Source organism: Aeromonas sp. A35_P, assembly GCF_002259925.1.
GTDB classification, from domain to species: Bacteria; Pseudomonadota; Gammaproteobacteria; order Enterobacterales; family Aeromonadaceae; genus Aeromonas; species Aeromonas dhakensis.
This window is the reverse complement of sequence record NZ_NEVB01000193.1, coordinates 1-19,315: the sequence shown is the minus strand read 5'-3', so window position 1 is coordinate 19,315 and position 19,315 is coordinate 1. Positions and strand designations below refer to the sequence as shown.

At 62.4% G+C, this 19,315-nt stretch carries 19 protein-coding genes and 1 pseudogene; 4 read left to right on the top strand and 16 right to left on the bottom strand.

The genetic code is table 11. The features are described from left to right. Nucleotides 1-19 precede the first annotated feature (19 nt). Together CAK78_RS12980 and CAK78_RS12975 are read left to right on the top strand one after the other, a co-directional pair. Complete coding sequence (locus CAK78_RS12980) at nucleotides 20-496, top strand: hypothetical protein (protein WP_094697543.1); 477 nt, start codon at nucleotides 20-22, stop codon at nucleotides 494-496. Then, on the top strand, nucleotides 496-2,145 hold the full coding sequence (locus CAK78_RS12975) for a GGDEF domain-containing protein (protein ID WP_176452782.1): 1,650 nt from the start codon (nucleotides 496-498) through the stop codon (nucleotides 2,143-2,145). The genes CAK78_RS12980 and CAK78_RS12975 overlap by 1 nt, the downstream gene beginning before the upstream one ends. An 84-nt stretch (nucleotides 2,146-2,229) precedes the next feature. On the opposite strand, the gene CAK78_RS12970 is transcribed toward CAK78_RS12975, so the two are convergent. The 5 genes and pseudogenes from CAK78_RS12970 to CAK78_RS12950 all read right to left on the bottom strand — a co-directional run bounded on the left by CAK78_RS12970 (nucleotide 2,230) and on the right by CAK78_RS12950 (nucleotide 7,100). Then, nucleotides 2,230-3,234, bottom strand: a complete 1,005-nt coding sequence (locus tag CAK78_RS12970) for a substrate-binding domain-containing protein (protein ID WP_094697541.1) — start codon at nucleotides 3,232-3,234, stop codon at nucleotides 2,230-2,232. Next, nucleotides 3,234-4,166 (bottom strand): ribokinase, encoded by a 933-nt coding sequence (gene rbsK / locus CAK78_RS12965; protein ID WP_094697540.1) that lies wholly within the window; start codon nucleotides 4,164-4,166, stop codon nucleotides 3,234-3,236. The genes CAK78_RS12970 and rbsK overlap by 1 nt, the downstream gene beginning before the upstream one ends. Nucleotides 4,167-4,267: 101 nt before the next feature. Beyond that, complete coding sequence (gene rbsA / locus CAK78_RS12960) at nucleotides 4,268-5,836, bottom strand: ribose ABC transporter ATP-binding protein RbsA (RefSeq protein WP_094697539.1); 1,569 nt, start codon at nucleotides 5,834-5,836, stop codon at nucleotides 4,268-4,270. Between the two features lie 20 nt (nucleotides 5,837-5,856). Further along, entirely contained in the window at nucleotides 5,857-6,276 is a 420-nt protein-coding gene (gene rbsD, locus CAK78_RS12955; protein WP_094697538.1) for a D-ribose pyranase, read from the bottom strand. 206 nt (nucleotides 6,277-6,482) lie between these two features. Then, nucleotides 6,483-7,100: pseudogene (locus CAK78_RS12950) on the bottom strand (glutathione S-transferase family protein). 269 nt (nucleotides 7,101-7,369) lie between these two features. Here CAK78_RS12950 and CAK78_RS12945 point away from each other — a divergent pair. Both CAK78_RS12945 and CAK78_RS12940 read left to right on the top strand, forming a co-directional pair. Further along, nucleotides 7,370-8,107, top strand: coding sequence for a hypothetical protein (locus tag CAK78_RS12945; RefSeq protein ID WP_026141398.1), 738 nt, complete (start codon nucleotides 7,370-7,372; stop codon nucleotides 8,105-8,107). 72 nt (nucleotides 8,108-8,179) lie between these two features. Then, the gene (locus CAK78_RS12940; protein ID WP_094697537.1) at nucleotides 8,180-8,857 is read left to right on the top strand and encodes a DUF2987 domain-containing protein; all 678 of its coding nucleotides are present in this window, start codon (nucleotides 8,180-8,182) and stop codon (nucleotides 8,855-8,857) included. Nucleotides 8,858-8,940: 83 nt separating this feature from the next. Here the strand turns inward: CAK78_RS12940 and ttcA are convergent, their stop codons facing one another. The 11 genes from ttcA to ccoN all read right to left on the bottom strand — a co-directional run bounded on the left by ttcA (nucleotide 8,941) and on the right by ccoN (nucleotide 19,132). Beyond that, nucleotides 8,941-9,849 carry a tRNA 2-thiocytidine(32) synthetase TtcA gene (ttcA, locus tag CAK78_RS12935; RefSeq protein WP_005300763.1) on the bottom strand — a complete coding sequence of 303 codons (909 nt, stop codon included), beginning with the start codon at nucleotides 9,847-9,849 and terminating at the stop codon, nucleotides 8,941-8,943. 67 nt (nucleotides 9,850-9,916) lie between these two features. Beyond that, nucleotides 9,917-10,861, bottom strand: a complete 945-nt coding sequence (uspE, locus tag CAK78_RS12930) for a universal stress protein UspE (RefSeq protein WP_094697536.1) — start codon at nucleotides 10,859-10,861, stop codon at nucleotides 9,917-9,919. Between the two features lie 134 nt (nucleotides 10,862-10,995). Continuing rightward, on the bottom strand, nucleotides 10,996-11,751 hold the full coding sequence (locus tag CAK78_RS12925) for an FNR family transcription factor (RefSeq protein ID WP_094697535.1): 756 nt from the start codon (nucleotides 11,749-11,751) through the stop codon (nucleotides 10,996-10,998). Nucleotides 11,752-11,819: 68 nt separating this feature from the next. Beyond that, a complete protein-coding gene (locus tag CAK78_RS12920; RefSeq protein WP_094697534.1) occupies nucleotides 11,820-12,506 on the bottom strand; it encodes a sulfite exporter TauE/SafE family protein in 687 nt (228 codons plus the stop codon). After that, nucleotides 12,490-12,675 (bottom strand): cbb3-type cytochrome oxidase assembly protein CcoS, encoded by a 186-nt coding sequence (gene ccoS, locus CAK78_RS12915; protein ID WP_094697533.1) that lies wholly within the window; start codon nucleotides 12,673-12,675, stop codon nucleotides 12,490-12,492. The genes CAK78_RS12920 and ccoS overlap by 17 nt, the downstream gene beginning before the upstream one ends. A gap of 121 nt (nucleotides 12,676-12,796) precedes the next feature. Then, nucleotides 12,797-15,196 (bottom strand): heavy metal translocating P-type ATPase, encoded by a 2,400-nt coding sequence (locus tag CAK78_RS12910; protein WP_094697532.1) that lies wholly within the window; start codon nucleotides 15,194-15,196, stop codon nucleotides 12,797-12,799. Between the two features lie 92 nt (nucleotides 15,197-15,288). Further along, the gene (locus CAK78_RS12905; protein WP_017782879.1) at nucleotides 15,289-15,777 is read right to left on the bottom strand and encodes a FixH family protein; all 489 of its coding nucleotides are present in this window, start codon (nucleotides 15,775-15,777) and stop codon (nucleotides 15,289-15,291) included. 118 nt (nucleotides 15,778-15,895) lie between these two features. Then, nucleotides 15,896-16,885, bottom strand: a complete 990-nt coding sequence (ccoP, locus tag CAK78_RS12900; RefSeq protein WP_005300777.1) for a cytochrome-c oxidase, cbb3-type subunit III — start codon at nucleotides 16,883-16,885, stop codon at nucleotides 15,896-15,898. Beyond that, a complete protein-coding gene (locus CAK78_RS12895; protein WP_005300779.1) occupies nucleotides 16,885-17,064 on the bottom strand; it encodes a CcoQ/FixQ family Cbb3-type cytochrome c oxidase assembly chaperone in 180 nt (59 codons plus the stop codon). Before CAK78_RS12895 ends, ccoP begins: the two co-directional genes overlap by 1 nt. 12 nt (nucleotides 17,065-17,076) lie before the next feature. Further along, nucleotides 17,077-17,691 carry a cytochrome-c oxidase, cbb3-type subunit II gene (gene ccoO / locus CAK78_RS12890; RefSeq protein ID WP_094697531.1) on the bottom strand — a complete coding sequence of 205 codons (615 nt, stop codon included), beginning with the start codon at nucleotides 17,689-17,691 and terminating at the stop codon, nucleotides 17,077-17,079. 16 nt (nucleotides 17,692-17,707) lie between these two features. Beyond that, on the bottom strand, nucleotides 17,708-19,132 hold the full coding sequence (ccoN, locus tag CAK78_RS12885) for a cytochrome-c oxidase, cbb3-type subunit I (RefSeq protein ID WP_176452781.1): 1,425 nt from the start codon (nucleotides 19,130-19,132) through the stop codon (nucleotides 17,708-17,710). Nucleotides 19,133-19,315 lie beyond the last annotated feature (183 nt).

Genomic DNA, 19,315 nt, shown 5'->3' with positions numbered 1-19,315 from the left:
CGCAGTTGGCGCAACTTACATGATCACTCTCAAGCAATGGATCGCTTTTTCCCTCCTGATGCTGGCCTGTGCCGGCGCATCGGCACAGGCCTCCCTGATGACCCTGGTGTTGCCAGACGGCCAGCAGGTGGCCCTCGATGAGGCGACCCTCTCAGCCTTGCCACAGACCGAGTTCACCACCACCACCCCCTGGACTCAGGGTTCCCACCACTATCGCGGGCCGACCCTGGCAACCGTGCTGGCGGCGCAAGGGATCCAGGATGCCCGCAAGATCGCCGTCTCGGCCCTCAACGGTTATCAACAGGTGGTGGATCTGGCCCTGTTCGACGGCGTGCCGCTGACCCTGGTGCGTGCGGAGGACGGCAAGCCGCTGACCCGGCGCAACAAGGGGCCGCTCTGGTTGCTCATCCCGTTTACCACCTATCCCAAGCTGGACGTGCCCGCCATCCACAACTGCATGGTGTGGCAGGTGATCCGTATCGAGATCGTCGATTGATGGGGCTATCCCGCCACAAACTGCTGCTGGTTGCGGTCTCGCTGCTGTTTCTGCTCTCGTCGGGCAGCAGCCTCTATCTGCAGCATCGCCAGGAGCAGCTGGTCGACACCTTCTATCGCAACATCCACTGGAACATCAGTCAGGTGATGCTCGAATCCCAGCGTTTCCTCGCCGATCTGCGGCTCTATCGGGTCGGCCAAGTGGAGATGGATTCCCTGAGCCTGGATTACGATCTGCTGTGGAACCGGCTCGATATCTTCCTCATCAGCAGCGAAACCGCCGAGGCGCGCGAGCGGCACGGCCTTGGCAGGGCGCTGGCCGGACTGTTCGAGCAGATCAAGCGGCTCGAGCCCCAGATGGCGGCAGGGGAGCTGCGGGAAGGGGCCCAACTCGCCCGCCTGCAGGAGGCGATCGCCAGCCAGACCCGGCTCATCGAGCAGATAGGCAACCAAATCCTCTCCGGCCAGGAGCGGGAACGTTCGGTGAGCCAGATCCGCAGCAGTCTGTTCTGGCTGCAGATCTGGCAGCTGATCCTGCTGCTGACCGGCGGTGCTCTGGTGGCCGCCCTCATTCGCGCCAATCTGGCGAACCGTCGGCTCGCCCTGCTCGACCCCCTGACCCGGCTTGGCAACCGCCGGGCCCTGCAGGAGCAGCTCTCTCGCGCCCTGCTCGCCGGCGAGGCGAGCGCCCTGGTGGTGCTCGATCTCAAACGCTTCAAGCAGGTCAATGATCTGCTCGGCTATCAGGTCGGTGATCGGCTGTTGCAGACGGTGGCCGACAAGCTGCAACAGGCTCACGGCAACCACGCCTACCGGCTCGGCGGCGACGAGTTCGCCGTGGTGCTGACCACGGGGGACGGGACGCTGGAAGCGCGCATCCACCAGCTGGTGAGCCTGCTTCATTTCGAGTTCGTGACCCGGGAGTGCCGCTTCGAGCTGGCCTGCCGGCTCGGGGTGGCCAGGGCGCAGCAGCAAGATGCCGGCCGGCTGCTGGATCAGGCCATCCTGGCCCTCAATCAAGCCACGCGCAGCCAGGAGGGGGACATCAGCTGGTTTGCGCCGGCCATGCAGCAGCAGTTGCAGTTGAGCCAGCAGCAGCTTCATCAGCTGCGGGGCTGGCTGGCCGGGCGCGAGCCGGCGCCGCTGCGGGTGGCACTGCAGGGGCTGGCAGATGAACAGGGCTATGGCCTGTGGCAACTGGCGCTCTACTGGCAAGAGCAGGGTACACCCTGCCAGATGCGCTGGCTGCAGGAGTGCGGCGTGCTGGGCCCCGTGCTGGCCAGGCTGCTGCAAGCGCACGAGACGCTGCATGGCGATGGTCGGGCCTTGTTGCTCTCGCTCGACAACCAGGCTCAGCTGGCCCAGGTGTTGGCCTGTCTGCCGGGCACATCCCGCACGCCGCTGGTGCTGCTGGTGCCGGCACTGCAACCGGATGCTGCCTTGCTGGCGGGATTGCGGCAGCAGGGTTGCACCCTGGCGCTCAGAGACATTGGCAGCGCCACCCCGGCGCAGCTGGCAGCCGGCTGGCCTGTCCGTTACTGGCTGCCAGATGACGCGGAGCACAGCGAGCTGTTGCAGCCGCTAGCCTGGCGACTGGGGCTGGTGCAACTGCAGGTGCAGGCGGGCGGTGAGGCAAGGCAGCTGGCCTGAGAGCCAACAAGGATTACGCTGAGCAAAGATGAAACGAAACAAGGCGACCCTGGGGTCGCCTTGTTTTTTTATTGAGCGTGTATGTCAGGGACGGGGAGCGCAGGAATCTCTGATCACCAGGTCAGGGTCGACGGTGATCAGGTGGTCCGCCAGCGCCTCGCCGTTGATGCGCGCCAGCAGCCGGGTGACGGCGAGGCGGCCCAGCTCCTCTTTCGGCTGGTTGACCGTGGTGAGCGGCGGCGACATGAATTCGGCCAGCGCCACGTTGTCATAGCCGACGATGGAGAGATCCCGCGGGATCACCAGTCCCGCCTGATGCGCGGCGCTGATGGCCCCCATCGCCATCATGTCGTTGCAGACGAACAGCGCGGTGGGGCGCTCGGGCAGCGCCAGCAGGCGGGTCATCGCCTGATGGCCGCTGGCGCAGTCAAAGTCACCCTCCTGAACCCAGTCCGGATTGACGGTGAGACCGGCTTCCTGCATCGCCTGCTCGAAGCCCGCCTGCCGCTGGTTGGCGGGGGCGCGGCTGTGGGGGCCGGTGATGCAGCCGATGGCGGTGTGACCCAGCCCCAGCAGGTGGCGGGTCGCCAGGTAGCCGCCGCGATGGGAGTTGTCGGCGATGAGATCCACGTCGGCACTCTCCATGCCCCAGTCCATCACCACCACCGGCAGGCTCTTGAGCCAGTCGAGCTGGTTGAACACCTCCTGCTGCCCCTCGCTGCACATGATGAGCAGGCCATCGACCCGCTTGCGCAGCATCATCTTGAGGTAGGAGAGGGCGGTCTCGGCCTGGCCCTCGGTGTTGCCCAGCATCAGGTTGTAGCCCTGCTCGAAGCAGTAACGCTCCACCCCGCGCACCACCTCGGCGAAGAAGGGGTTGCTGGAGGTGGTGACCAGCATGCCTATACTGTTGGTCTCCTTCACCTTGAGGCTGCGGGCCACCAGGCTTGGGGCGTAGTTGAGATCGCGCATGGCGGCGAAGACCCGCTCGCGGGTCTCCTCGGCGACGAAACGGGTCTCGTTGATGACGTGGGAGACGGTGGTGGTCGACACCCCCGCCAGCGCCGCCACCTCCTTGATATTGGCCATCAGTGCCCCTGCGCAGTCTGCTCAAGCAGGAAGGCGTCGACCTCCTGCTTGCTCGGGATGGAGCTCTGGGCACCAAACCGGGTGACGGAGAGCGCCGCGGCGCCGTGGGCAAAGCGCACGGCCGCGTCAAAGTCGGCGCCGGCGAGCTCGGCCGCCAGCAGGGCGCCGTTGAAGGTATCGCCGGCCGCCGTGGTGTCTACTGCTTTCACCCGAAAGCCCGGGATGAGCGCTTGCTGCTGCCCCTTGCTGCAATAGACTCCTTGCGAGCCCAGGGTGATCATCACCTCTCCGATGCCCATCTGGTGGAAGCGGGCGGCAGCCTCGGCTGCGCTCGCCTCGTCGGTGACCTTGACGCCGGTCAGCAGCTCGGTCTCGGTCTGGTTGGGGGTGATGAGGTCCACCAGTGCCAGCAGTTCGCTTGAGAGCGGACGAGCGGGGGCGGGGTTGAGCACCACCCGGGTGCCGTGGGCACGGGCCAGGCGGGCGGCTTCCAGCACACTCTCCAGCGGCACTTCCAGCTGCAGCAGCAGGGTGTGGGCATCGGCGATCATCGCTTCATGGCCTTTCACCACGGCCGGGGTGAGGGCGCCGTTGGCTTCGGCTGAGATGCCGATGCTGTTCTCCCCCTCATCGTTCACATAGATGATGGCGATGCCGGTGGGGAGCTTGGGGTCGAGCTCGACGGCGCTCACGTCGATACCGTCTTTAGCAAAACCAGTCTTCATCTGGTGCCCGATGGCATCATCGCCGATGCGGGCGATAAAGGAGACTTCTGCACCTAACCGGGCGGCGGCCACCGCCTGGTTGGCGCCCTTGCCACCGGGCACCACTTGATAGCTGTGGCCGGTCAGGGTTTCACCCGGGCGAGGAAAGTGGGGAACGCGCAGCACGTGGTCTGCATTGACACTGCCCAGAACGACGAGACGATTCATGTTGAGTACTCCTGATGCATCTTGGCATGGACACGAAAGCCGGATCCAGGCCGGGAGGCACCGTAAATCTTGAGTGAAAAGGGGAGGCGAACCTCCCCCCGTCAACTTACTTGCTGACCACTTGCAGCGGAACCGGGATGGATTTTTCCACCGGCTGCCTCTTGCTCTGCTTGCCACTGTTTGCCGACTGCCGCCGCCATCAGTTTTTCCTGATTGGCGTCGCGGGTATTGAACTCTGCGCTGATGCGCCCTTCGTGCATCACCAGGATGCGATCACTCATGCCGAGCACTTCCGGCATCTCGGAGGAGACCAGGATGATGCTCATCCCCTCCTTCTTGAACTGGTTGATGAGCTGGTAGATCTCCTTCTTGGCGCCGACATCGACGCCGCGGGTCGGCTCATCCAGGATCAGCACCTTGGGCCGGGTCAGCAGCCCCTTGGCGATGGCTACCTTCTGCTGGTTGCCGCCGGAGAGCAGTTTTATCAGCTGATCCTGACTCGGGGTCTTGATGTTGAACAGGCGCACATAGTCGCCCACCGCCTGGCGTTCGGCCTGGCCGTCAATCTTGCCACCACGGATGAACTCGCCGAGGGCGCACAGGCTCATGTTTTCGCGCACCGACAGCTCCAGCACCAGGCCATCGCCCTTGCGATCCTCGGAGATGTAGGCGATGCCGGCGGCCAGGCCATCGGCCGGGCTTCTAGGGGCCAGCGCGTGACCATCCACGGTCACCTGGCCTGCACTGATGGGGCTGGCACCGTAGATAAGCTTCATCAGCTCGGTGCGGCCGGATCCCATCAGGCCGCTGAAGCCCAGAATTTCCCCCTGACGCAGGGAGAAGCTCACCCCGCGCACGCCGGGGCCGGCCAGATCCTTGACCTGCAGGCTGACCGGGCCGAGCTCGCGCATCAGACGCGGGTACTGCTCTTCCAGCCGGCGGCCTACCATCATCTCGATGATCCTGTCTTCGTCGAGCTCGCTCACCGCCTGCTCGCCGATCCACTTGCCATCGCGCAGCACGGTGACCCGATCGCAGATCTCGAAGATCTCTTTCAGGCGGTGGGATATGTAGACGATGCCGCAGCCCTGCTCACGCAGCTCGCGGATAACCTTGAACAGCTGCTCGGTCTCGGTGTCGGTCAGCGCATCGGTGGGTTCGTCCATGATGATGACGCTGGCATCGAACGACAGTGCCTTGGCGATCTCCACCATCTGCTGTTCACCGATGGAGAGACTCCCGAGCCGGGTATCCGGGCCGTGTTTTACGCCAAGTCGTGCCAGCAGGGTGCTTGCCCGTTCGCGCAGCTGCTTGTGGTCGATGCTGCCAAAACGGGTACGGGGCTCGCGGCCGAGGAAGATGTTGGCGGCAATGGAGAGCTCCGGCAGCAGGTTCAGCTCCTGGTGGATGATGCTGATCCCCTGATCCTGGGAGTCGCGCGGTCCCTTGAAGTGGACCGGCTGGCCGCGATAGCTGATGCTGCCGCTGTCGGCCTGATAGATGCCGGTCAGCACCTTCATCAGGGTGGACTTACCGGCGCCGTTTTCGCCGAGCAGGGCCATCACCTGACCCGGGTAGACCTTGAGGCCTGCCTCATCGAGCGCCCGCACCCCGGGGAAGGTCTTGACGATCCCGGTGAGCGACAGAATGGGCGAGGGGGTTGTACTCATGGCTGATTCCTTGAAAAGGCTTAAAACGCCACGCCGGCGCAGAGAATGAGGTTGGCGTAGGGGGTCACTTCGCCGCTGCGCACGATGGCCTTGCTCTGGTGGGAGCGAGCTTTGAACTCCACGTGCAGGCAGTACTCGATGGTGATGGGCTTGCCCTGGGCAGCGGCGTGCGCTTCCAGCTGATCCACCAGCGCCTGATGGGCGGCGGGACTGATCTGCTTGATCTCGCTCGCCATGATCACCTTCTCCACCACCAGGTCGGTGAGCAGGGCGGTCAGCACGGTGCCAAGGCTAGGCGTCCCCGCCATCAGCGCCAGATCGATGCGCTCGGGGCCCGCCGGAATGGGCAGGCCGGCATCGCAGACGGTGATCTCGTCGGTGTGACCCATCCGTGCCACCAGGGCACTCAGGGGAGCATTGAGCAGTACGCCTCGTTTCATACAGCACCTCGGCAGGCTATGCCCGCGTATCTGATGTTAGCTAGGCAACCGGTTACGCAACCGGTTGCGTCATGAGGTGGAAGATAGGTGCTCAGGCGGTTTTGATCCACCAGGAGATGGCAGAAATGTGAAAACGATCTCAATGGCGAGGGGGAAGCGGGGAAAAAAGGTGCCAGAAGAGCACTGGCACCCCGCAACGAGAGGAATTAGAGGGCGAGCCCTTGCTGCACGCCGGGGCGTGCCAGCATGCGCCGATAGTGATCCGCAACCTTGGGAAAGTCGCTGATGGCCACCCCGTCGCCCTCGAGCCAGCTCGCCACCACGAACAGGTAGATATCGGCCAGGCTGAACCGCTCCCCCAGTACCCAGGGGCCGGCCAGATAGTGGCGCTCTATCTCGGCAAAGCCCTCGCGCATGTTGTGCGGCACCTTGGCCTGCATGGCGGCGATGGCCTGCGGGTCATCGGCCCAGCGGCTGCCGCGCCGGCCATGGGCATGGGCGACGTGCACGGTGGCGGCGAGAAAGCCGTGCACCTACTGCATCCTGGCCAGCAAAAAGGGGTCGTCCAGCGGCGCCAGCCCGGCATTGGGAAAACGCTGCGCCACATAGAGCAGCAAGGCCGGCGTCTCGGTGAGCACGCCCCGCTCGGTGACAAGAGCCGGGACCCGTCCCTTGGGGTTGATGGCCAGATAGGCGGCAGAGCGCTGCTCGCCGGCCGCCAGATCCAGCCGTTTGACAACGTGAGGGGCACCGGCTTCGGTGAGGGCGATACGCACGGCCATGGCGCAGGTGCCGGGCGCGAGATAGAGGGTCAAATCAGACATGAACATCTCCTTGTGAAGCGCGTGTCCCCCTGTTATCCCGGGTGGGGCGGGGCGCGCAAACAAATCCGCATTGTCGCCTGGCATCCTACGCCCCTGGTTGCCGTCGGCCAAGGGCGGGATCCCGGCCAGGACAAGGGGAACTGATGAAATCAAAGGCTTTTTGAGCACAGCCGCGCGGGAAAAACGGCTACGCATGCCGGGTCAAATCGCTATAATGTGCTCCCTGAATAGCGGTCTTTCGGATGTTGGATAGTCAATTGAGTAACAAAATGCGGATAGGTGGTTCCCTCGAACAGTCCCTGAGCCAGGGATATCGTCTCGACCTCAAGGGGGTATTGCAGGAGAGTTGGCAACAGACGCGGCGCACCGGGTTCGGCCTGCTGCTGGCCATCGTCGGGGTGACGGCCATCTGGATACTGTTGAGCAATACCCTGCTGGCCCCCTACGTCAATCAGGAAGGGGGGATGGACGTGGCCCTGGTGCTGAGCCTGCTCATCACCGTCATCATGTCGCCGATGACCTCCTCCCTCGACATGCTGGGGTTGCAGCAGTCGGTGGGGGTGCGTGCCCGGCCGAGCCAGGTGTTCGACTTCTTTCGCCACTTCCTGCGCCTTGGCAGCCTGAGCCTGCTCGGCAGTCTCATCACCAGCCTGTTCGGCCCGCTGTTCGAGCTGGTGGGGCTGCCGGTGATGCTGGCCTTCATTCCGTCGGCCCTGATCGGCATGGGGCTGGTGTTTACCGTGCCGCTGGTGCTCGAGCGCGGCCTGTCACCGGTGCAGGCCATCCTGGTCTCCCTCAAGCTGTTTGCCCGCGGCTGGCCCAGCATAGTGCTGCTGCACGGGGTGATGATGGCGCTCTTCTTCCTGGCGTTGATCCCTATGGGGCTGGGACTTATCTGGGTGGCGCCGCTCTATTTCAACTGCAAGGGGATCCTCTACCGGGATCTGTGCGGGGTGGCAGTCGAAGTAACCGACGTGAGCCAGGGCCCCGATCACTTCAACGCCTGACGGGCATGCAGAGCGTCAGACAACAGTAACAGATAGCGGCGCGTGCAGATGCGTGATGCAAAAGGATGGCATATGAACAATCGATACGGGATGGCGGCCGCGCTGCTGATGGCGCCCATGCTGGCAGTGGCGCAGCCCTCCCTCGAGCTGCAGTACGGCACCTTCTACAGCCAGATGAAGACCTTCGCCAAAGGGGAGTTTGGTCACGCCAGGCTGGGTTTTTATCTGACCGATCCGCAAAATGGTCGGCGCTGCCTGCTCACCTCGGCCCGGGTCTCGACCCTGGATCGGGACGTGGCGGCCGAGGTGACCGTCGACAGCGAATTGCGGCTGCCCTATGACGACGACTTGAATCTCGACAAGGCGACCGTGGTGGTGGGGCTCACCGAGCCCCACGAGGCCTGCGATCTGTCGGTACAGGTGATGGCGGATGTGCCGCCGCCGGCAGACAGTCGGTGGGAGCTCAAGGTGAGCGAGCTGACGGGGCGCCAACACGACATGCAGAGCCTGCTGGAGAAGCTGGCCGGCATGGTTGGCAAATATTTCCTGCCCGAGATGACGGGGGTGAGGGTCAGCCTGGTGCAGCCAAGCGGCACCGCCTACCTCATCGATGGGGCTCGCCAACTGCCGCTGCCCTGGCAAGAGGGGCAACTGTTGCTGAACAACGCCCAGCTGGCGGAGTTTGCCGAGGGCAAGCTGCAACTGCAGGGGGAGATCCTGCGGCTGACTCCCTGGCTGCACAAGGGCTGATGGGTCCCGGGCCGCCAGCTGGCCGGCATAAAAGTAAAAAAGGAGCGCCTGGCGCTCCTTTTTTCATTGGTGATGGTGAGGGCTTAGCGCACCTCAATCACGTCCAGCATGTCCATCTCGTCGATGTCCAGCAGCGGCGCCTTGGGCAGTTCGGGCGGATCAAACGCCTTGTCGCCGCCGTCGATGATGCCGGAGTCGCGGTTGATGCTCTTGAAGTCAAACAGCTTGTGATCGAGCAGGTGGCTCGGGATCACGTCCTGAATGGCGGTGAACATGGTCTCGAGACGACCCGGGAAGCGGCGATCCCACTCCTGCATCATCTGCTTGATGGCCTGGCGCTGCAGGTTCTCCTGGGAGCCGCACAGGTTGCACGGGATGATGGGGAAGGCCTTGACCTCGGCATAGCGCACCAGGTCCTTCTCCTTGCAGTAGGCGAGCGGGCGGATCACCACGTTCTTGCCATCGTCGCTCACCAGCTTGGGCGGCATGGACTTGAGCTTGCCGCCGTAGAACATGTTGAGGAACAGGGTCTCGAGGATATCGTCGCGGTGGTGGCCAAGGGCAATCTTGGTGCAACCCAGCTCCTGGGCGGTGCGGTAGAGAATGCCGCGGCGCAGGCGGGAGCAGAGGGCGCAGGTGGTCTTGCCCTCCGGCACCTTCTCCTTGACGATGGCGTAGGTATCCTCTTCGACGATCTTGAAGTCGATGCCAAGGGTGCTCAGGTATTCGGGCAGCACGTGCTCGGGGAAGCCGGGCTGCTTCTGATCCAGGTTGACCGCCACCAGATCGAAGTGGATGGGGGCGCTGGCCTTCAGGCTCATCAGGATGTCGAGCATGGCGAAGCTGTCCTTGCCGCCGGACAGGCACACCATGACCTTGTCACCCTCTTCAATCATGTTGAAGTCGGCGATGGCCTGACCTACGTTGCGCCGCAGGCGCTTCTGCAGTTTGTTGAAACTGTATTTTTCTTTGGCGTTAAGCTCTTCTAGCATGACCTGAAACCCGGGACAAAAATAAGCGGCTTATTATAGCCATGTCCCGGGGGAGGGCAAGAAAGGCTTATGCTGGACGGCGGCTATCGACCGGGCAGCTGTAATCGGCGGGCTTGAGGATCAGCATGTCGCAGGCGAGGCGATCCACCACATGTTCGGCTGTGTTGCCGAGCAGGGCGGCGGAGAGCCCGGTGCGACCGACGCACCCCATGATCATCAGGGTAGCCTGCAACTCGCCGGCGAGATCGGGCTGCACCTCTTCGGGCAGGCCTTCCGCCACCCGGGTCCAGAGATGGCCGATGCCGTACTTGTCGGCGTGGCTCAGCAGCAGGCTCTCGTGGTGTTTGCGAATGGCGTCGTTGTAGGCGTTGGGGTCAAACTCCGGCAGCTCGATGGCCACGTTGACCGGGGTACCCGGGTAGGTGTTGACCAGATAGAGGTTGGAGCCGAGCAGCTCGGCGATGGCGATCCCCTCTTCGGTGATCCGCTCGTTGAGCAGCTTCTGATCCTGATCGTCGCTGGAGCAATTGATGGCGGCGATGATGTTGCCACCCCGCTGCCAATGACCCTCTTTCACCAGCAGCACGGGGCAGGGGCACTTGCGCAGCAGGTGCCAGTCGGTGGGGGTGAAGATGAAGGTTTGCAGGAAGGAGTGGTGGTGAGTCGCCTTGACCACCAGATCGTGGCGCTGCTCCAGCACTTCCTGAATGATGCACTCGAAGGGACGGTTGTGCCAGACTACCTTGATCTCGCAATCCAGCCCACGGGCACGGTAGGGTTTGAGTATGTCGTCGAGCCATTCACGGCGCTGGGCAATCACCCCGTGGCGCATCTCTTCCCGCTCGTCCACCGACAGCATGGCGGTCATTTCATACGAGAAGTCGTAAATGGTGAGTAACAGGGTCAGCTGCGCCCCTTCGTCCAGTTCGGCGACCTTGACCGCACGTTCGAGGGCGATTTGCCGCTCTTCTTCCGGGTTGATGACCACCAGGATTTTTCGGTACTTGACCATGTTCTCCTCCTCCTTGGCAAAAATACCAATGATGGCAGACCTTTAGCCATTACAGCTTAGCTCAGGAGGAGAAGGGGGGACGTGTGCCGGATCAAATTTCGGGGTAAACCGATCCGGCACCAGAGAGAGGAGGCTTAACCGCAGGGGGGACGGGTGGCACCGGCCATGACGCCGAGGGCGACGTGATCCAGCACGGTAATGTATTTTCCCTTGACGCTGATGAGACCGGACTTCTGGAAGCGGCCCAGCAAACGGCTGATGGTCTCGACGGTGAGGCCGAGGTAGTTGCCGATGTCACCGCGGGTCATGGAGAGGCGGAACTCCTTGGCGGAGAAACCACGCTCGGAGAAGCGCACCGACAAGTTGTGCAGGAAGGCGGCGAGGCGCTCTTCGGCATTCTTCTTGGAGAGCAGCAGGATCATCTCCTGATCGCCCATGATCTCGTTGCTCATCAGCCGCATGATCTGCTGGCGCAGCTTCGGCATCTTGCCGGAGAGATCGTCAAGCACGTCGAACGGGATCTCGCACACCATGGCGGTTTCCAGTGCTTGGGCGAAGGAGGGGTGTGCCTGCTTGTGGATGGCGTCAAAGCCGACCAGATCGCCGGCCAGGTGGAAGGCGGTGATCTGCTCGTCACCCTGTTCGGTGATGGTGTACGACTTGATGGTCCCGGAGCGGATGGCATAGAGCGATTTGAGCTCGTCGCCGGCCTTGAACAACTCTTCACCCTTCTGGATCGGCTTCTTGCGCTCGATGATGCTGTCCAGCTGATCGAGTTCGGTATCGTTCAGAGTGAAGGGAATGCAGAGCTGGCTGATGCTGCAATCCTGGCAATGAATTGCACAGCCACCGCTCTGAATACGTCTGCCAGGTTTCTTTTCCGGGATCATAGGCTCATACGAATAATTGATTTATATCAAACAAGTTTACCATCAACTCATCCGTTTTGGATAGGGTTTCAAAAGGATGCAATCCCGATCCAGAGGGTATGCAGCCCGTATGCGATGAGCAGCAGGGCCCCGCCAAGGCGCAAACTGCGCAGGGTCAGCCAGTAGCGCAGTCGATCCGCCAGCCCCCCCAGCGCAAACAGGGTCGGCAGGGTGCCGAGGCCGAAAAAGAGCATGACCAGCGCGCCGCCAGCGGCCGATCCCGCCGCCGCGCTCCAGGTCAACATGGAGTAGACCAGCCCGCAGGGGAGCCAGCCCCACACCATGCCAAACGGCAGTGCCTGCCGGGCCGAGGTGAAGGGGATGAACTTGCCCGCCAGTGGCTTGAGGCGGGGCCAAAACCTGGCGCCCATGCGCTCGAGCAGCAACACCCCCTGCCACCAGCCGGCGAGATAGAGTCCGAGGGCAATCATCAGGAGGGCCGCCACCAACCGCAGGCCGGCGATGGCATGCTTGCCCGCGCCGAGCTCACTGGTGGTGGCGAGCAGTCCCCCGACCAAGGCCCCGGCAATCACATAGCTCAGGATCCGGCCGAGGTTGTAGTTGAGCAGGTAACCGAGCCGGCCCCAGAAGTGCTGCTTATCGGCAGGAATGGCCATGGAGAGGGCGGCGGAGACACCGCCGCACATGCCGATGCAGTGGCCGGCGCCGGCCAACCCCACCAGCAGGGCACCCAGCAGATCAAGACCGGTTGTCATCTTGGTGTCCGGTCTGCTTGGGGGATGGTTGCTCCTCATCGAACAGGATGTTGGAGCCCTGGCGGTCGAGATCTTCAAACTGCTCGGAGCGAATGGCCCAGAAGAAGACGGCGCCGGCGATGATCACGAAGAGGATGGCGATGGGGATGAGGATGAAGATGATGTTCATGCAGCAAACCTTGCAATAAGAGGGGTTATGGTACACCCGTTGGTGGCCTCAGGCCCGTCGATTTGATGGTGAAGGGAGCGAGGTCCGTTCCCTTCACCCTGTCTGTCCCTGTGGCCACGGCTCAGCGGTTGAGCCGCATGGAATTGGTGACCACGATGAGGGAACTCAGCGACATGCCCGCCGCTGCCACGTAGGGTGGCAGCCAGCCGCTGGCCGCCAGTGGCAGCACCAGCAGGTTGTAACCGATGGACCAGGCGAAGTTCTCCTTGATGATCTTGCGGGTGCGCAGCGCCAGGGCGCGGGCATCCAGCAGGCGGGAGAGATCGTCGGCCAGCAAGATGGCGTCGGCGCTGTTTTTGGCCAGATCGGTGCCGCCGGCCATGGCGAAGGAGGCGTGGGCGCCGGCCAGCACAGGGGCGTCGTTGATGCCATCTCCCACCATGATGCTGATGTCACCGCTGGCCTCGTGCTCCTTGAGATAGGCCAGCTTGCCATCCGGGGTGACCCCCTTGACCAGCTCGTCGACCCCCAGTTCGCGGGCTACCTCGTCGGCCTGGGCCGAGCTGTCGCCGGTGAGGATGGTGGTCTTGAGGCCGGCCGCCTTGAAGGCCTGGATCAGTGCCTTCGCATCCGGGCGCAGGGTGTCGGTCAGCAGGAAACGGGCGAGCGCCTGATCCTCGTTGGCCAGATAGATGACCAGCCCGTCCGCTCGTGCTTCTTGGGCATCGCTGATGCCGAGCCAGCGGGCACTGCCGAGCCGATAGTGACGCCCCTCGATCACCCCTTCGATACCGTGTCCGATGACGGGAGTTACCTTGCTGGCCGCCAGCAGCACGGCGTCGTCTGCGGCGTTGCTGCGAAAGGCGCGAGCGATGGGGTGTTCGGAATAGGCCTCCAGGGCGCGGGCGATGGCAAGGCAGCGCGCCTCGTCGAGATTGCCCAAGGCTTCGGTTCTGGTCAGGCTGATGTTGCCCGTGGTCAGGGTGCCTGTCTTGTCCATCACGATGCGGTTGGCCCGGGTCAGCACGTCCAGCACGTGGCCGCGGCGCAGCAGGATGCCGGCACGGGTCAGGCGGGCGGTGGCCGAGGTGAGCGCGGTGGGGGTGGCCAGCGACAGGGCGCAGGGGCAGGTGGCGACCAGCACCGCCAGGGTGACCCAGAAGGCCTGCTCCGGCTGATGGAAGTGCCAGAAGGTCCATACGCCGGCGGCGATGAACAGCAGCACCAGAATGAAATGGCGGGAGAGCACGTCCGCCATCTGGGCGATGGCCGGTTTGTCGTCCAGCGCGTGATCCTGCAGCCGCATGATCTGGGCCAGACGCGACTCTTCGATACGATGACTGACCCGGATCTCCAATGGGGCGTCGGTGTTGATGGTGCCGGCGTAGACGGCATCCCCAGCCTGTTTGAGCAGCGGCAGCTGTTCGCCGGTCAACATGGATTCGTTGAGGCTGGCCTGCCCAAGCTGGATGATGCCGTCCGCCGGCAGGGTGGCCCCCGCCAGCACTCGCACCCGATCGCCTACCTGCAGGGTCTTGGCGGCCACCTCGTGTTCGCCATCCTCATCGAGCCGGGTGGCCATGATGGGCACCAGCCGTGCCAGGTTGGAGCTCGACTCGGAGGCCTTGCGTCTGGCCCGTAGCTCGAGGAAGCGCCCCAGCAGCAGGAAGAAGACGAACATGGTGATGGAATCGTAATAGACCTCGCCGGTGTTGAACACGGTGGCCCACATGGAGGCGACGAAGGCACCGATCAGTGCCAGCGACACCGACACGTCCATGGAGAGGTGCCCCTGCCTGAGGCTGCGCCAGGCGCCCACGTAGAAGGGCTGGGCCGAGTAGATCATGATGGGGGTGGAGAGCAGCAGACTTATCCACTTGAAGTAGACCATGAACTCCTCTTCGACGCTGATGAAGAGGTCCATGTAGAGCGCCACCGCGCACATCATCACCTGCATGGAGCCGAGCCCCGCCAGTGCCAGCCGGAACATGTAGCTGCGCACCTCTTTGGCGTAGAGCGCTTCCTGCTGGTGAGTCTGGAAGGGGTAGGCGCGATAGCCAATCTTGGCAAAGCCTTTGAGGATGTCGCTCAAAGAGAGCCGGTCCGGATCCCACTTGATGCGGGCTCTGTGGGTGGTGGTGTTGACGTTGATGTAGTGCAGCCCGGCCAGGTTGCCCAGATGGCGTTCGATGAGCCAGGCACAGGCGGCGCAGGTCAGCCCTTCCACCGTCAGCTGGATCTCGCGCACCTTGTGGCTGCCGGTGGCGCTGTCGGTGACAAAGTCCTGCTGCACTTCGGCCAGATCGTAATGGGTGAGGGCGGCGAGCTCTTCGGGCACCAGCTCGCCCTTGGTGCCGGGGGCGGTGCGGTGCTCGTAGTAGCTGGCCAGGCCGCATTCGAGAATGGTTTCCGCCACCGCCTGACAACCAGGGCAGCACATGGGTTGGACTATGCCCTTTATCTCGAGGGCATAGCGGCTGCCGGCGGGGACCGGCTCACCACAGTGAAAGCAGCCGCTCATGACAGCTGGCCGCAGGCTACCCGGCCTGTCGGCAGAAACAGTGAAGCGCCGGTTGCTGCCGGCGTGTCATGGTAAACAGGACGACTCATGACTCAGCGCCCTTTGGGATCGAGTTCGACGGGGGCCTTGGTGGGGAGCTGGACTGTCTCTTGCAAGCGCCATTCGTGGTTGAAGGCATCCACCCGCACGTGCCACTTGCCGGTGAGGGGCTTGTCGAGCAGCAGGCGATAGACGCCGTTGCCGTCGGCGGTCACCATGTGCTCGCTGTCCATGCCGGCGAGGGTGGGGTGAAACAGGGAGAGGTAGAGCGCCTGGCCGGCCGGGATATCCCCTGACAGCGGTTTGAGGGTCAGCTCGTTGCCGTTGACCTCCAGCGCGATGTGGATGTTGAGGGCTTCGGCGCGATCAAACTTGCTGAGATCCTGATTAATCTCTTTGCCTTGCTTGTAATAGTCTTCGGCCACCAGATTGACGCCATCCTTGCTGGCGATGATCGCCGTGCTGATGCTGCCGATCACGGCGGCGGTCGGGAGGGCGATGATGAACCAGGGCCAGAATTGGCGATACCAGGGTTGGGACATAGTGCTACTACCGTGAAACCAGTGGTTAACGAAACAGAGGAATTTCAGTCAACACAAGATAACAAAAAGCCTCGAAGAGTCGAGGCTTTTTGCTGAGTAATCACGTGTTTATCACATGTTACTGCTTATTTTGCTGGTCGTTGTGGGACAAGCTGTAAACGTAGGAGGCGAGCAGGTGCACCTTGTCTTCACCCAGAATATCCTTCCAGGCCGGCATCACGCCGTGACGACCGTGGGTGATGGTCTGCTCGACCACCTGACGGGAACCGCCGTAGAGCCAGGTGTTGTTGGTGAGATCCGGCGCCCCGAAGGCGATGCCGCCCTTGGCGTCCGGACCGTGACAGGCGGCGCAGATGGTGAAGCGTGCTTCACCCTTCTTGGCTTCCACCATGTCCACCTTGCGACCGGAGAGGCTCAGCACGTAGGAGGCCACTTCGCGGACCCCGTCCTTGCCGAGGATCTCGCCCCAGGCGGCCATCACGCCCTGACGACCGCCCATGATGGTGGTCTTGATCTGGTCGGGCGCGCCGCCCCATTGCCATTCGCTGTCGGTCAGGTTCGGGAAACCGCGACCGCCGCGGGCATCGGAGCCGTGGCATTGAGAACAGTTCTGCAGGAACAGACGCTGACCCACCTTGCGGGCTTCCGGATCGGCGGCGATCTCCTCGATGGCGCGATAGGTCTTGCCATCGGCCTGATAGGCCAGCTCGCGGAACTTGGCGCCGTAGATCTCGTCAGCCTTGACGAGCTCGCGATCGTACTCCACCGCACGGCCTTCCGCCTTGGCGGAGGCCGCCGCCGCCTTGGACTCGGCCAGCGAGCGTACGTCCTGGTTGGAGCTCTGCCAGCCCAGCACGCCCTTGAAGTTGCCAAGGCCCGGGAAGGCAATCAGATAGACCAGACCGGTGACGATGAAGAAGAGGAACATGTAGGTCCACCACTTCGGCAGCGGGTTGTTGATCTCTTCGATACCGTCGAAGGCGTGTCCCATGGACTTGCCTTCTTCCACGCCCATCTTGTCGCGCAGGCACCATACCAGCAGCAAGAAGCAGCCGAGGATGGTCCCCAGACTGATGACGGTCACAAAAATGCTAAACAAAGTGCTCATTATTGTTTCGCTCCTGCGTTCTTGTTATCAGCACTGGGTTGCTCGTCGTCGGCAAATACCAGATTGGCAGCCTCGTCGAAGGAGGTCTTGCGGCGCTTGCTGTAGGCCCAGACGATGATGCCGATCATGATGGCCATCAACAGCAGGGTATACAGGCCGCGAAAAGTGCCGTAATCCATATCCTGACTCCTTTATTTCAGGGCATGACCCAGTGATTGCAGATAGGCTACCAGTGCATCCAGCTCGGTCTTGCCCTTCACGGCCTCACCGGCCCCCTGAATGTCGGCATCCGTGTAGGGTACGCCGAAGTGGTCGCGGAACAGGGCCAGCTTCTTGCCGGTCAGCTCACCGGTCAACACGTTGGTGTCGAGCCAGGGGAAGGCGGGCATGTTGGACTCGGGCACCACGTCGCGCGGGTTGATCAGGTGGGCACGGTGCCAGTCGTCGGAATAACGACCGCCAACCCGGGCCAGATCCGGACCGGTACGCTTGGAGCCCCACAGGAAGGGGTGCTCCCACACGCTCTCACCGGCGACCGAGTAGTGGCCGTAACGCTCGGTTTCGGCGCGGAACGGACGGATCATCTGGCTGTGGCAGACGGAGCAGCCTTCGCGGATGAAGATGTCGCGACCTTCCATCTGCAGGGCGGTGTAGGGCTTGAGGCCCTCGACCGGCTCAGTGGTCTGTTTCTGGAAGAACAGCGGGGTGATTTCCACCAGGCCCCCCAGGCTGATGGCAAAAATGATGCCGACCACCAGCATGGGAACGCTTTTTTCAAAGATCTCGTGACGGTTATTGTTGCTCATGCTTTGACCTCTTCAATCATGCTGGCTGTGCGACAGGTTCCAGGGAACCTTTGGGCGCAGTGATGGTGCGATAGGCGTTGTAGGCCATCAGCAACATGCCGGTGACAAAGAAGCAGCCACCCAGGAAGCGCACGAAGTAGAAGGGATAAGAGGCCTGCAGCGCTTCTACGAAGCTGTAGGTCAGGGTGCCGTCGTCGTTGACCGCACGCCACATCAGGCCCTGCATCACGCCGGAAATCCACATGGCGACGATGTAGAGCACGGTGCCCACGGTCGCCAGCCAGAAGTGGACGTTGATGAGCTTGATGCTGTACATGCGGCCCTGGCCGAACAGGTTCGGGATCAGGTGGTACACGGCACCGATGGAGACCATGGCAACCCAGCCCAACGCGCCGGAGTGGACGTGGCCCACGGTCCAGTCGGTGTAGTGGGAGAGGGCGTTGACGGTCTTGATCGCCATCATGGGGCCTTCGAAGGTGGACATGCCGTAGAAGGACAGGGACACGATCAGGAAGCGCAGAATGGGGTCGTAACGCAGTTTGTGCCAGGCGCCGGAGAGGGTCATGATACCGTTGATCATGCCGCCCCAGGAGGGCACAAACAGGATCAGGGACATTACCATGCCGAGGGACTGTGCCCAGTCAGGCAGGGCGGTATAGTGCAGGTGGTGCGGACCGGCCCAGATGTAGAGGGAGATCAGCGCCCAGAAGTGGACGATGGAGAGACGGTAGGAGTAAACCGGACGGCCCGCCTGTTTTGGCACGAAGTAGTACATCATGCCGAGGAAGCCGGCGGTCAGCAGGAAACCTACCGCGTTGTGGCCATACCACCACTGCACCATGGCATCCATGGCGCCGGAGTACATGGAATAGGACTTCATGCCCGAGAGCGGCACTTCCATGTTGTTGACGATGTGCAGCACGGCCACCGTGATGATGAAGGCACCGAAGAACCAGTTCGCCACATAGATGTGGGAGGTGGTGCGCTTGACCAGGGTGCCGAAGAAGACGACGGCATAGGCGACCCAGACGATGGTGATGGCGATATCAATCGGCCATTCCAGCTCTGCGTACTCCTTGGAGGTGGTGTATCCCAGCGGCAGCGAAATGGCGGCAGAGAGGATGATGGCCTGCCAGCCCCAGAACACGAAGGTCGCCAGCGGGCCACCAAACAGCCGGGTTTGACAGGTGCGTTGCACCACATAGAAGGAGGTCGCCATCAGGGCGCTACAGCCAAACGCGAAGATGACCGCGTTGGTGTGCAGAGGGCGAAGGCGACTGTAAGTCAGCCAGGGAGTATCAAAGTTGAGGGCAGGCCAGATCAACTGGGCTGCAATCAGTACGCCAACCGACATGCCGACAATTCCCCAGACAATCGTCATGACGGTGAACTGGCGAACAACGGTGTAGTTGTACTCAGGATGGTTAGTTGTATGGCTCATCGTTGTATTCCGCTTCCGATGCTGCTGTTGTTTGATTTTGTGTCCAGTGACTTGGACCGACTTCATTGGCTACTGCCTTTTCTCTTGTTAACAACTGTTAATAAAAGGAAAAGCAAAAAGTAGCTAAATGAAAATTCAATGGGAATGATACTGAACTGACAGGTAAAATAACAGTATAAACAG

Bases quoted from the DNA above. Each gene is read 5' to 3' on its own strand.
- CAK78_RS12980 (WP_094697543.1), top strand. From the start codon at position 20: ATGATCACTCTCAAGCAATGGATCGCTTTTTCCCTCCTGATGCTGGCC.
- CAK78_RS12975 (WP_176452782.1), top strand. From the start codon at position 496: ATGGGGCTATCCCGCCACAAACTGCTGCTGGTTGCGGTCTCGCTGCTG.
- CAK78_RS12970 (WP_094697541.1), bottom strand. From the start codon at position 3,234: ATGGCCAATATCAAGGAGGTGGCGGCGCTGGCGGGGGTGTCGACCACC.
- rbsK (WP_094697540.1), bottom strand. From the start codon at position 4,166: ATGAATCGTCTCGTCGTTCTGGGCAGTGTCAATGCAGACCACGTGCTG.
- rbsA (WP_094697539.1), bottom strand. From the start codon at position 5,836: ATGAGTACAACCCCCTCGCCCATTCTGTCGCTCACCGGGATCGTCAAG.
- rbsD (WP_094697538.1), bottom strand. From the start codon at position 6,276: ATGAAACGAGGCGTACTGCTCAATGCTCCCCTGAGTGCCCTGGTGGCA.
- CAK78_RS12945 (WP_026141398.1), top strand. From the start codon at position 7,370: ATGCGGATAGGTGGTTCCCTCGAACAGTCCCTGAGCCAGGGATATCGT.
- CAK78_RS12940 (WP_094697537.1), top strand. From the start codon at position 8,180: ATGAACAATCGATACGGGATGGCGGCCGCGCTGCTGATGGCGCCCATG.
- ttcA (WP_005300763.1), bottom strand. From the start codon at position 9,849: ATGCTAGAAGAGCTTAACGCCAAAGAAAAATACAGTTTCAACAAACTG.
- uspE (WP_094697536.1), bottom strand. From the start codon at position 10,861: ATGGTCAAGTACCGAAAAATCCTGGTGGTCATCAACCCGGAAGAAGAG.
- CAK78_RS12925 (WP_094697535.1), bottom strand. From the start codon at position 11,751: ATGATCCCGGAAAAGAAACCTGGCAGACGTATTCAGAGCGGTGGCTGT.
- CAK78_RS12920 (WP_094697534.1), bottom strand. From the start codon at position 12,506: ATGACAACCGGTCTTGATCTGCTGGGTGCCCTGCTGGTGGGGTTGGCC.
- ccoS (WP_094697533.1), bottom strand. From the start codon at position 12,675: ATGAACATCATCTTCATCCTCATCCCCATCGCCATCCTCTTCGTGATC.
- CAK78_RS12910 (WP_094697532.1), bottom strand. From the start codon at position 15,196: ATGAGCGGCTGCTTTCACTGTGGTGAGCCGGTCCCCGCCGGCAGCCGC.
- CAK78_RS12905 (WP_017782879.1), bottom strand. From the start codon at position 15,777: ATGTCCCAACCCTGGTATCGCCAATTCTGGCCCTGGTTCATCATCGCC.
- ccoP (WP_005300777.1), bottom strand. From the start codon at position 16,885: ATGAGCACTTTGTTTAGCATTTTTGTGACCGTCATCAGTCTGGGGACC.
- CAK78_RS12895 (WP_005300779.1), bottom strand. From the start codon at position 17,064: ATGGATTACGGCACTTTTCGCGGCCTGTATACCCTGCTGTTGATGGCC.
- ccoO (WP_094697531.1), bottom strand. From the start codon at position 17,691: ATGAGCAACAATAACCGTCACGAGATCTTTGAAAAAAGCGTTCCCATG.
- ccoN (WP_176452781.1), bottom strand. From the start codon at position 19,132: ATGAGCCATACAACTAACCATCCTGAGTACAACTACACCGTTGTTCGC.